Source organism: Desulfosalsimonas sp. (assembly GCF_055149105.1).
The window spans coordinates 1-11,596 of record NZ_JBSRLA010000085.1; the positions used below are offsets into that span (position 1 = coordinate 1).

The window sequence follows — 11,596 nt, forward strand, 5'->3', positions numbered from 1 at the left end:
TTTGTAAGCGACATTGAGCGTTTACGGAAAAATTCAGCAAATGCCGGAGCTAAAAAATTTCAAACTGTTTGAGGCCGACAGGCCGAGTTTGTAAATTTTGGGCGAAGGCATTGGCTGAATCCGTATACGGTCAGGAGCGAAAAAACTGACCCCGGCCGCAGGGCTTCCTTCCTGCAACAACAGCGGACGCGGTAAAAAGCTTTTTACGGTGCCATCATTATTGCTCGACAAAGGAAAATCTGGGCTGGGCCTTGATCAAAGCGCGGGTGTAGTCGGATCCGGGGTTGTTGATCACCTGCTCGGACGGTCCGGACTCCACGATCTGCCCCTTGTAGATCACCGCAATGCGGTCGCACAAAAACCGGGCGGCAGCCAGGTCATGGGTGATAAACAAAAGCGTGACCCCCTGTGTTTTGCGCAGATCCGCCAGGAGTTTGAAAATGGTATAGGAAATGGTGGCATCGAGCATGGAGGTGGGCTCGTCTGCAATGACAAATTCCGGGGAGAGCACCATGGCCCGGGCAATGGCAGCCCGCTGGCGCTGGCCGCCGCTTAGCTGGTGAGGGTAGCTGGGAAAAAAATCCGCTGCCGGGCTAAGGCCCGCGGCATCAAGGGCCTGGGCCGCTTTTTGCCTGCGGGCCTCGCTGCTGCGAATGCCGTGGATGATCAGGGGTTCGGCCACGGTGTCAAATATGGACATATAGGGATTCAATGACTGGTATGGGTCCTGGGGGATGAGCTGGACCCGGCGGCGGAAATCTTTTAAGGCCGCGCCTTTCAAACCGGAGATGTCTTTTCCCTGAAACCGGATTTGCCCTGCATCGATTTCCTCGAGTTTCAGCAGCAGCCGGCCCAGGGTGGTTTTGCCCGAACCGCTGGCTCCCACCAGGCCGAAAACCTCGCCTTTTTCAATGCAAAGGCTGACTCCGTCAATGGCAGTCAGCGCCGGGGCGGATCCGGCAAACAGGGACCGATCCTCGCTGTAGGTTTTTTTGATTCCCTGGATTTGCACCATGGGTTCTGCGGGGGTGCCTGGCATGGCTGCAGATTCTTTTTTTACCGGCATAAGCTGCACAATACTTTATGGGTTGGTGTGATTTCCCGCCATTGCGGCGGGCGGCTGCGGCAGGCCTCCGAGGCATGGGGGCACAGATGCACATATCCGCAAAGTTCCTTTGACAAGGGTTCGGCCGGGGTGCACGGGGGCGCCGGCGCCTGCCTGTCCCGGATTTCAAACACGCCGTCAATGGTGAGATACGAAGACAGAAGCGCCCGGGTGTAAGGGTGCACCGGAACCTCAAAGACCTCTTCCCGGCGGCCGGCCTCCACGATTTTTCCCCTGTACATGACCATGATTTCGTGGCATACCCCGGCCACCACCCCGATATCATGGGAGATGAAGATCAGGGCAATGTTTTTTTCCTTCTGGATGGCCTTGATCTTTTGCAGGATCTGGTCCTGGACAATGACATCCAGGGCGGTTGTGGGCTCGTCAGCGATGATGAGATCCGGGCTGCAGGCAAGGGCCATGGCAATAATGGCCCGCTGCTTCATGCCCCCGCTGTATTGGTGGGGAAAATCAAAGATCCGGTCCCCGGGGATCTCCACCAGTTCATAGAGCTGTTCTACCTGTTTGACCGCCTCGGCTTTTGTGATTTTGGGGTCATGGGTGCGGATGGCCTCGAGGATCTGGTCCCCGATGCGCTGGACCGGGTTCCAGGCGTTCATGGCGGCCTGGAAAATCATGGCTATGCGTTTCCAGCGAATCCGCTGCATCCGGGCATCCGGCAGGCCCAGCAGGTCCATGCCGTCAAAGGTGATCCGCCCGCCTTTGACAAATCCGTTTGAGGGCAGAAGCCGCAGAAGCGCCATTCCCAGGGTGGTTTTGCCGCATCCGGATTCGCCTACAATGCCGACGGATCTGCCCCGCTCCAGGGAGAAATTCACCCGGTCTGCGGCAATGGCCGTTTCCCTGCGGGTTTTGTAGGCAATGGTAAGATTTTCAACTTCAAGCAGGGCCATGCTTCCCCTTATTTTTTGAGCGTTTCCGCCCGGTTTTGTCCGATTTACTCAAAAATTTTCCTCCTTTCTCAGCCGCGGGTCGAGTACTTCCTCCATGGCCCGGCCGATGAGGTAAAACGACAGGGTGATCAGGGAAATGCAGATGCCCGGCGGCAGGAGCCAGTAGGGGGCCTGGAACATGTGCCCGGTTTTCCAGACCCACTGGAGCATCATGCCCCAGCTCACGGTGTTGGGATCGCCGAAACCCAGAAAGGCCAGGGCGGCCTCCACGATAATGGCCGATGTCACCCGGAAGGTCATGTACAAACATGCCATGGGCAGTACATTGGGCAGAATGTGGCGGAAAATGATGCGCATATGAGAGGCCCCGGCCACCCGGGCCATGTCGATAAAGGGCCGCTGTTTCAGCGACAGGGTCTGGGAGCGGATGACCCGGGAGACTCCGGGCCACCGGAACAGGGCGATTAACAGCACAATAATCCAGATGTTTAACTGGCCGAACAGGGATGCCAGCAAGAGCACCACTAAAAGCGAGGGCATGACCATGATCATGTCGGCAAACCGCATGAGCGCGGCATCCGTGACCCGGCCGGCATAACCGGCGATCATGCCGATAAGGGTGCCAAACACAATGCTCATAAAAGCCGCGGATATCCCCACCATAAAGGCGATGCGCGCGCCGGTCAGCAGCTGGGTGAAAAGATCCCGTCCCAGGTTATCCGTGCCCAGCCAATGCTTTGCACTGGGGCCGGTGGCGTTTGAAATCGAAGGATCCACCCCGGTCATGGGGTGGTACATGGGATCGATCAGCGGGGGGATATAGCTGATCAGGGCCATTGCCCCGAAGCAGACAAGCAGAAACACCCCGAGTTTTCCCACGGGGTTTTCGTAAAACAAAGCCCAGCCGTCTAAAAACCGCTGGAGATTATAGGAGCGTTTGGCGGCAGCCGTGTTGCCCGCTGCCCGGGTTTCTGCGGAAAAATTCATCAGTACCGGATCCTCGGGTCAAGATAAGCATATAAAACATCCACGATCACGTTTGCCACAAGCACCACAAGGGAGATAAACAAAAAGCAGGCCAGGGCCAGAGGGTAATCATTGTTGCTCACCGCAAAGATCAGCTCTCTGCCGATGCCCGGCCATGAAAACACGGTTTCGGTCAGCGCCCCGCCGTTGATGGAAAAGGCCAGGCTCAGTCCGATGCTGGTGACCACCGGCAGATATGCATTGGGCGCGGCATGGCGGTTTCTGACCCTTTTTTCCGAAAGGCCCTTGGCCCTGGCCGTGAGAATATAGTCTTCTTTTAAGGTTTCGAGCATGCTGCTGCGCATGATCAGCAGATAGGAGCCCACGTGTATGATAAACAGGGTTAGAAGGGGCAGAAGCATGTGATGGCCGATGTCTGCGGCCTTTGCCAGAAAGCCTGTTGACGGATCGATCCACACCTCCGGGGTGATCATGCCGTTTAAGGGAAACCAGCCCACGTGATAGGCAAAAATCCAGATAAACAGCAGAGCGATCCAGGGAAGAAACAAGGTGTGGCAGACCAGGGCCAGGATCGTGACCCAGGTGTCAATGGGCCGGCCCTTGTACCATGCCACGAGCTTTCCCCAGAATACCCCGGCTGCGGCCGACAGGATCACTGATGTGGTAAACAGCAGGATGGTGTTGGGCAGGCGGCGGCCGATGATATGGATCACGGGCTGGCCGTAGTGAAAGGAGATGCCGAAATTGCCGGTAAAAAAATTTTTTACGTAATACAGATACTGCAGCCACAAGGGCTGGTCCAGCCCGAGCTGGGAGATGAGCATGCTGGCGTCTTCTGCGCTCATGCCAGGCTGCACCATCCTGGAGACCGGATCGCCCGGAGACAGATGAAACAGGAGAAACAGCCCGGTGAGAATCAAAAAGAATATGGCCATTACCTCAATGATGCGGCGGAAGATCAGCTTGCGAAAGTGCATACGGGTTCCGGGCTTATCCTGTTATTGGGGTCTGACGCTGCAAAACGACCAGATATTGCCGATTCCCTCCACCATGGGAACCCATCCGCTAAAGGTTCTGGTGTCCACGGCCTCGATGGCGGCCGGGTTGTAGAGGGGGATGTAGGGCACATCTTCCATGATCATTTCCTGCATTTGATAAAGCAGTTTCCGCCGTTTTTTTGTGTCCATTTCCGCAATGGAGGCTTCTGCCAGTTTGTCGAATTCCGGGTTGTCATAGCCGCTCATGTTCCATCCACCGGGCTTGTCGTTGTCGGAATGGAAAAAACTGCGCAAATAATCCGGATCCAGGGCCAGCCGGCCGTAGCCCAGGATAAAGGCGTCAAAATCATGATTCTTTTTCACGGTTTCCAGCAAAGCGCCAAAGGACATGGGTCGGGCCGATGCCGGAATGCCCAGTTCCTTTAGCCATTCCTGGATCAGGATGCCGCAGGTGGCCCGGTTTGGGTCATAATCGGCCGGCGGGGTCAGGATGGTGAATTTCTCCATCTGATTGCCGTCGGGCCGCACAATTGTGGAAGGTGAAACCACCCCGCCGTTTTCATCCACCGGCGGCTGCTTCCAGCTGTATCCGGCTTCAGCCAGCATCTTCCAGGCTTTTTTGATCCGCTCCTCCCGATTCAGTCCCCTGCCGTATTCAGGCATGTTCGGAGCGCACCAGAACCGGTTTTCAGACGGGACGATGGAGTCCATTCTGGCGCCGTGGCCCTGCAGGACCCGTTTGACAATAAAATCGCGGTCAATGATCACGGCTGCGGCCCGGCGCAGGGCCGGGTCGGAAAAGGGCTTTTTTCTCACGTTAAAGCCCATGTAGTACAGGGCGCTTTTTTCATTGATCATCACCCGGATGTTCCTGTTTTCTTCCAGATCCTCGAGATAGCCGGGCTGCACCGACCACCAGAGAAAATCAATATCGCCTTTTTTCAAAGAAAGGATGGCCACGTCGGCTGTTCCGTATACCTTGAAAAGCACGGCATCCACATAGGGGCCCAGCTGGTGGCCCTGGATTGTCTGTCCCCGGCCGAAAAAATGGGGATTTTTCGTGAGATAGACGAAATTTCCCTCCTGCCAGCGCTCCAGCACAAAAGGACCGCATCCCAGGGGCTTTTCCAATCGGGCGTTTAACAGCGCACCCAGCGGCTTTTCCTTTTCTTTTGCTTGTTTGACAATAGGCGCCCATTGTTTTTTTGGCATGACATAGTTGATCAGGCTCCGGGTGAGAAACGTGGCACGGGGTTCCTCCAGATAAAACCGTACCGTCTGTTTGTCCACGGCTTCGGCCTTTTCCACGAACGCCCATTCCGAGTGATATTTGGGCACTTTAAAGGATTTGATGGTATTGACCGTAAACACCACGTCTTCTGCGGTCACAGGGGAGCCGTCCGACCATTTGGCCTCCCTGAGTTCCATGGTGTAGGTGTTTGTATCCGCGTCCCACTCGGGCATGGCCTTTGCCAGCCAGGGGGTGAGTTCCAGGGTTTCCGGGTGCTCGGTGTAAAGGGGCTGATAGATCAGAGACAGAATTTTGTTGGAATTGGCATCGGTTGCCATCCAGACATTGAGTGTTCGCGGCTCTTCGGCAATTCCCACCCGAAGCGTGCTTTCCGCGGCGTAGCCGGAAGCGGGGGGCCAGAGCAAAACCATGGCTGCTGCCATAAAAATCAGAGACGAGACAAATAGTTTGGGAAAAAAGCGCATTTGCATTTCCTTTTTATTTGAGCGCCGCCTGCCGGGATTGTTTTCGGGCAAGGGCCATTTGTTCCACAAAGTCGATGACTCGGGTTTCCATGCGGATATTTTCCAGCCGGTTGATCCGGGGAATACCCCCGGGGCTGACGCAGTTGACCTCGATTAATTTTTCATCTATCAGATCCAGGCCTACAAAATAAAGACCGTCTGCAAGAAGGCGCGGCCGGATCTGCTCGCATATCCGCCGCTCTCTGGCGGTGATGGAATGGGCAAAGGCCTTGCCCCCGGCGTGAATGTTGGTCCGGAAGCTGCCGTCCGGGGGTTTTCTGCACATGGCCCCCAGAATTTCCCCGTTTAGCATTAAAATGCGGACATCCCCCTTTTCCTTGACCCCTTTTAAGTATTCCTGGACCATGATCTGCTCGCGGTCTGCATAGGGCTTGTGGGCACCCACGTAATAGTGAATCAGGGAGTTGAGGTTTTCCGGGTCCCGGGTGCTGACCTTGATAATGCCCTGGCCCCCGAACCGGCCCAGGGGCTTGATGACCATGTCGCCGCCAAAGTTGTCGATGATTTTGCGCAGCCGGGACGGATCACGGGAAATGTGGGTTTCCGGGATCAGATCCGGAAAATTCAGGGTATAGAGCTTGCTGTTGCCCAGAACCATGCCGCAGGGATCATTTACCATAAAGACCTGGTTGCGCACCGGAGCCAGAAATTCAACCGAACTGTAGCTCAGGGGCGGATCCTTTCGCAGAAAAAGCGCGTCGAGTTCCGTGAGTTCCTCAAAGCTGATCGACTCCTCCTGCTGCCGGGCGACGGCTTTGTCCCAGTATTGCTTTATGGAAAGATCCCGGGCCACTGTGACGTCTTTCATCCGGGCCACGATCTGCTGTCTGCGCACATAGATATCATGGGGTTCGAGGAAGAATACGCAATGCCCCCGCTGGTTGCATTCATACATCAGGGCCGCAGTGGTTTCAAAAACCGGATCAATGCCTTCCAGTCGATCCATGACAAAAGCTATTTGCATGGCGTGTCCTTTTGTGAACCGGTTCTTGTCTCAGCCTCTGCCACCATGGATTGCAAATGGCGCAGGCGCTGACTCAGTGCCGTGCAGATCTGCAGGGCAATGCCCGGATACTCGCGCACCAGTTCGTTGAATTCAGGCTTTTCAAGAACCAGGAACCGGGAGGGCTTTAATGTGCGAATGGTGGCCGATCTCTCGGTTTCCTCGAAAAGGGCCATTTCTCCAAAATAATCCCCCGGCCCCATGGTGTCGAGCCGGATTTGCTTTTCCGGCTCCCGGCCTTTGCAAACAGCCACCTCACCGTCGATGATCAGATAGATCCGGTCGCCCGGGTCGCCTTCGGCAATCACTACTTGATCGGGAGGATAAGCCACTTCCCGTGTCACAGCAGCGATGGCGCCGAGTTCGCTGACGGTCAGGCCGGAAAAAATGGCAATGTTTTTCAGCAGCAGAATTTTTTCCGGAACTGTGAGTTCAGTATCCATGATTTGCTCCTTTGGGTCAAGCGCTCCGGACGCACCGGGAATAATTTTTTGGGCCATCTGCCGGATATAAGGATTTTGAGCCTTTTTGAGCTGTGAGATGACGGTTTTTTGCCGGTCTGCGGCTTCTGCGTGATATTCCAGGACGTAAAGTGTCAGCACGGGCTCCAGCCAGTCATCGGCTTCTTTGAGCAGTTCCGGGAAAAGATCCCTGGAAACCGATGCAAACCGGGGCAGCTTGAAGTATTTTCTGCCCTGGGCAAGGCTCTGGGAGATGGATTCCCCTTCGAGCAGGGGGGTGACCATGTTAAACATCTTGTGATCCATGATATCGCCCAGCAGTTCGATGCTGTTTGCACGATGACGGGTGCTGGTGGAAAAAAGGCCCCTGAAAACCGTCCACATGCGCCCCCTGCGGTCATGGATGGCCAGAACCCGGAAGGTGTTTTCCAGAATCAGGTTCTTTTTCTCCATCAGGTGTTCCACCAGCAGGTTCTTGGCCCGGCTTTCCGGAAGCTTTTCAAGGGCCTCGGCCCTGGCCAGGCAGGTATAGGCCTGAAAAAGTCCCTGCCGGGTAAAGCGCGTAATGTCGAGATCTTTGATTTTCAGCTCTTCCAGCAGCTCAAAAATGGCTTCGCGCATCCGGCGGTCAGGCCGGTTTAGTGCTTCGATGAGAATTCTGCCGTTGATGTAGCCGGCGTTTTTGATCTTCTCCCGTGCCATCTGCGCGATGGTCGTATCTGAATCCCCCAGGTGCCCGATAATTCTGGACAATGATTGGTCATCGGTGATTTCCATGCTCTCTATGGCCGCGCGCCGAAGGCCGGGATCCGGCTCATTGAGAAAAGGGGCGGCAATGTCATTTAAATTGCCCGGCGACAGCCGGGACAGGCAACGCAGGATATCGCTCCGGATGGGCTTGTTGTCAGCATCTGAAAGCATTTTTGTCAAAATGCCGGCATAGCCTTTTTCCCCTGTCTGAGCTGCGGCAATCACGCCTGCCTTGCGGTGATCGACGTCTTGGGCGTAAAGCCAGGTATCGATTTTGGGTTTGAGCTTGCCCGGGCTTTTCATGTACAGGCATCCTGCCGCGTTTGCCCGAACCTCGGGGTGGGGGTGCTGGATCAGGGTTTCGAGCCGGTCGCGGATGGCCGGATTGCCAGAGCCGGTTCTGTGGATGGTGCGGATGACCGCAACCGTGAACGCCGGCTCATTGCTGGCATAAAGCATCCTTTGCAGCATCTCTGCGATTCCGGGTCCGGGGGCGTCTGAAAGCATTTCCAGCAGCCGGATTCGGGTGGCCGTATCCTGCCGGTCAATGGTTCTGGCCACAAGATCGTCAAAATTATTTACATCCAGGGTCTTGAGCAGCCGGGCATACCAGAGTGCATCTTCGCCCCGGGCGTTTAAAAAGGCTTCTGTCAGTCCCGGATCCGCCTGGTCCTTTTTTAACAGCTTGCCCAGATTCTGTTGTTCCATGCTTTTTAAATCCAGCATATTCCTGGAAATCAGGTCCATTAGAATAGCGGCATATTTGCGCTTGAGCACAAACGGGGCCGCCAGCCAGACCAGCACAAAGGGCAGGGCCACCAGGGAAAGATAGCGTGGGTGAAACAGGTTTGCAGAAGCCAGGATCAGACCTGATCCGACAAACAGAGCCACCCGGACCACGGTTCCCCGCAGAAAGGGCCGGACCATGGCCCTGTAGGATTCGGGAAACAGCCCGATTAAAATGGAGTTGGCCGGCATGTTGATGGTGGTGCGGATGATGTTTGTGGACATGCGGGCATACACGGCGGAAAAGATGTCAAAGCGCGCCAGAAAAGCGATAAATGCAATGATGTAGTTAAAGGGGTGAAACATCAGGGCCACGGGCAGGCCGAAGCGGCCGTAGAGCCGGCCCACAAACAGCAGCAGAACCAGGCTGATGATATTGAGCACCCCCCGGAAATAGGAAAAAAACCCCAGGAGTCCGGATTCGCTGGCAAAATAGGCATCTGCGGCAAAATTGAACTGATAGTTCATGATGGTGATCACCACATTGGGCATGAAGGTGAGCACCAGCACGATTTTGACCAGGGTCGACTGACGGATTAATGGCAGCACCTGCTGGAACTGCTCGCGCATGGGCGGCTGGTGTTTTACCTTTTTGCCTTTTTTAGCCCCTGGCAGGGCCATGCGCATGTGCATGCTCATGGCCTTGATCAAAACGGCCCCCAGCAGGCTGATGCCCAGGTAAACCAGCAGCAGGTTGTCGAAACGAAGGGTTGCTGCCATATAAGGAGTGGAAAAGCTTCCCGCGATCAGGCCGATGACTCCGCCTGCGGTGAGAAGCGGAAAGATGCGCTTGGATTGCCGGGTATTGTAGAGATCATTGGCCAGGTTCCAGAAAAGCAGGGCTTCAAGCAGCTCAAACTGGCTTTTTAGCATAAACAGCAGCGGATAGATCAAATCCAGACCCATGGGGATCAGCAGGCGGATGCCGCCCACCGAAAGCCCGCAGAATACAAAGAGCATGCCCAGCAGCCGGGTGCTTTGCAGCCGGGTCATAAACAGGGCCAGAATGCCGGTGAGGATAAAGGTGGCAATGGAGTTGAGCATGTTGACAATGGGCAGGTACTGGACCCCGTAGCGCTTGAGAAAGGCGGTTTCCGCGTAGTTGTTAAGTACCATGCCGGAACTGCGCAGGAGAAATAAAAGTGCGGCGGTCCATAAAAACAGGGCAACCTCGTCTTCGTGGAGCTTAAGCCAGTTTAAAAGGACCCTGCGCATTAATCCGCCTCTTTGACCAGCCGGAAGCCGGTGGTTTTAAACTTGGCTGCCGGGTGGGCGTAGGCGCGGTTGGCACTTCTCAGGCTGTGGGGATCGCTGTACCAGCTGCCTCCCCTGCGTACCCGCCTTACGCATTCAAATGTGCCGGGGGCTTCGGGCAGGGGGTATTGGTTAAAGCAGTCATTGCACCACTCCCAGACATTGCCGTGCATGTCGTAAAGCCCCCATTTGTTGGGTTCGTAACTTTTCACCGGCGCCGGCCCGTTGGCCTCCAGACCCAGCGCCCTGACGGTTTCCGTGCATTGTCCGGATTTGACAGGGGAATTGGCGTACATGGCCCGTGTGCATTCGATGTCATCGCCCCAGGAAAAGGCGGTTTGGGTGCCGGCCCGGCATGCGTATTCCCACTCGGTTTCGGTGGGCAGGCGGTAGGTCTGCCCGGTGCGGCGGTTTAGCTCCTTTATGAATTTCTGGCAGTCATGCCATGAAACACTGGTCACAGGCAGGTTTTTGGGCCCTTTTCTGGGGAAAAGCCATTTTTCCCCCATGACTTGCTGCCACTGGCCAATGGTCACCTCAGTGGTCTGAATGAAAAACGGCTCTGAAACTACCGCCTTGTAAGATTTTTCGCTTTCTCCCCGAAGGGGCGCATCCGGGGAGCTGCCCATCATGAACCGGCCCGGTTCGATTCTGACAAATTCCATTCCCAGGCGGTTTTTATAAACATTTTCCTCTCCCCGGACTGACGGGGACGGACTCAGCAATGCAAAGACCGCGGCCAGGGAAATGAGAAAATAGAGGTTTCGCATGATACATATCCTTGATATATAGAAGATAGATATAAAGGCGTTTGCTGTTTCCGGGTTTTGGTTAAACCTATCAAAAACATTATTGTTTAGATGTTTTAAGGGGTTTTTGGGAAACTGTCAAATTCAACTGCATTGCCGGGGAGGCCCAGAATTGATGGAAACCGAAACCATAGAAGGCATTGATTATCATTTTGCTCCCCCGGAGGAGCTGGGAAAAGAAGATATGGAGCGCATCATCGCCCTTGTGGAGGCCGGCGGCTCCGTGGATCCGGGCCGGGTGCGGGAAAACCTGTCCCATGCCTTTTTAATCGGCTATGTCAGAGATGACAACGGCGAGATCGCGGCCTGCTCGAGTCTCAAGCACCCCCGGACTGAATTTACGCAAATGGTGCGGGAACAGACCGGCCTGGATTTGTCAGATTTTCTGGAACGGGGCTATACATCGGTTCTGCCGGAATTCCGGGGCAGAAAAATTGCCAGCAACCTGCTGGCGGGGCTGACGGCCCGGGTGGGCAATCGGAAGCTTTATTCCGTGATCGGAGAGGACAACATCGGGGGGCAAAAGATTGCCATCAATAACAACACCCGGAAAATGGTTGTTTATAAAAGCCCCAAAACCGGAAAAAAAATGGGGATCTGGATTCCGGAATGGATGATTTGAAAAATAAAAACCCAGGTATGATGGCACCGAAAAAGTCCAATATCTGCGTTACGCGCAATTTCTCAGAATTTCACGTACGGCTAAGTACGCTGCATTCTTCGAAATTGCGCAAGCCTTGATCTTGAACT

At 55.1% G+C, this 11,596-nt stretch carries 9 protein-coding genes; 1 reads left to right on the top strand and 8 read right to left on the bottom strand.

The annotated features are described in order from the left end of the window. Positions 1–217: 217 nt before the first annotated feature. Genes ACTCIA_RS15220 through ACTCIA_RS15255 form a run of 8 tightly spaced genes read right to left on the bottom strand, consistent with a single transcriptional unit; the run spans position 218 to position 10,807 of the window. Positions 218–1,039, bottom strand: a complete 822-nt coding sequence (locus tag ACTCIA_RS15220; protein WP_463002658.1) for an ABC transporter ATP-binding protein — start codon at positions 1,037–1,039, stop codon at positions 218–220. Between the two features lie 17 nt (positions 1,040–1,056). Then, the gene (locus ACTCIA_RS15225) at positions 1,057–2,022 is read right to left on the bottom strand and encodes an ABC transporter ATP-binding protein (RefSeq protein ID WP_463002659.1); all 966 of its coding nucleotides are present in this window, start codon (positions 2,020–2,022) and stop codon (positions 1,057–1,059) included. 48 nt (positions 2,023–2,070) lie between these two features. Next, positions 2,071–3,009, bottom strand: coding sequence for an ABC transporter permease (locus tag ACTCIA_RS15230; protein ID WP_463002660.1), 939 nt, complete (start codon positions 3,007–3,009; stop codon positions 2,071–2,073). Continuing rightward, entirely contained in the window at positions 3,009–3,986 is a 978-nt protein-coding gene (locus ACTCIA_RS15235; RefSeq protein ID WP_463002661.1) for an ABC transporter permease, read from the bottom strand. Before ACTCIA_RS15235 ends, ACTCIA_RS15230 begins: the two co-directional genes overlap by 1 nt. A gap of 21 nt (positions 3,987–4,007) precedes the next feature. Beyond that, entirely contained in the window at positions 4,008–5,723 is a 1,716-nt protein-coding gene (locus ACTCIA_RS15240) for an ABC transporter substrate-binding protein (RefSeq protein ID WP_463002662.1), read from the bottom strand. A gap of 13 nt (positions 5,724–5,736) precedes the next feature. After that, a complete protein-coding gene (locus tag ACTCIA_RS15245; protein WP_463002663.1) occupies positions 5,737–6,747 on the bottom strand; it encodes an ATP-grasp domain-containing protein in 1,011 nt (336 codons plus the stop codon). Continuing rightward, the gene (locus tag ACTCIA_RS15250; RefSeq protein ID WP_463002664.1) at positions 6,738–9,998 is read right to left on the bottom strand and encodes an Npt1/Npt2 family nucleotide transporter; all 3,261 of its coding nucleotides are present in this window, start codon (positions 9,996–9,998) and stop codon (positions 6,738–6,740) included. Before ACTCIA_RS15250 ends, ACTCIA_RS15245 begins: the two co-directional genes overlap by 10 nt. Next, the gene (locus ACTCIA_RS15255) at positions 9,998–10,807 is read right to left on the bottom strand and encodes a formylglycine-generating enzyme family protein (protein WP_463002665.1); all 810 of its coding nucleotides are present in this window, start codon (positions 10,805–10,807) and stop codon (positions 9,998–10,000) included. Before ACTCIA_RS15255 ends, ACTCIA_RS15250 begins: the two co-directional genes overlap by 1 nt. Before the next feature lie 151 nt (positions 10,808–10,958). On the opposite strand from ACTCIA_RS15255, the gene ACTCIA_RS15260 reads away from it, so the two are divergent. After that, entirely contained in the window at positions 10,959–11,468 is a 510-nt protein-coding gene (locus tag ACTCIA_RS15260; RefSeq protein ID WP_463002666.1) for a hypothetical protein, read from the top strand. The last annotated feature ends 128 nt before the right edge of the window (positions 11,469–11,596 follow it).

Excerpts from the sequence above, each read along its gene's own strand:
- ACTCIA_RS15255 (WP_463002665.1), bottom strand. The coding sequence starts at position 10,807 with ATGCGAAACCTCTATTTTCTCATTTCCCTGGCCGCGGTCTTTGCATTG.
- ACTCIA_RS15230 (WP_463002660.1), bottom strand. The coding sequence starts at position 3,009 with ATGAATTTTTCCGCAGAAACCCGGGCAGCGGGCAACACGGCTGCCGCC.
- ACTCIA_RS15225 (WP_463002659.1), bottom strand. The coding sequence starts at position 2,022 with ATGGCCCTGCTTGAAGTTGAAAATCTTACCATTGCCTACAAAACCCGC.
- ACTCIA_RS15245 (WP_463002663.1), bottom strand. The coding sequence starts at position 6,747 with ATGCAAATAGCTTTTGTCATGGATCGACTGGAAGGCATTGATCCGGTT.
- ACTCIA_RS15250 (WP_463002664.1), bottom strand. The coding sequence starts at position 9,998 with ATGCGCAGGGTCCTTTTAAACTGGCTTAAGCTCCACGAAGACGAGGTT.
- ACTCIA_RS15220 (WP_463002658.1), bottom strand. The coding sequence starts at position 1,039 with ATGCCAGGCACCCCCGCAGAACCCATGGTGCAAATCCAGGGAATCAAA.
- ACTCIA_RS15240 (WP_463002662.1), bottom strand. The coding sequence starts at position 5,723 with ATGCGCTTTTTTCCCAAACTATTTGTCTCGTCTCTGATTTTTATGGCA.
- ACTCIA_RS15235 (WP_463002661.1), bottom strand. The coding sequence starts at position 3,986 with ATGCACTTTCGCAAGCTGATCTTCCGCCGCATCATTGAGGTAATGGCC.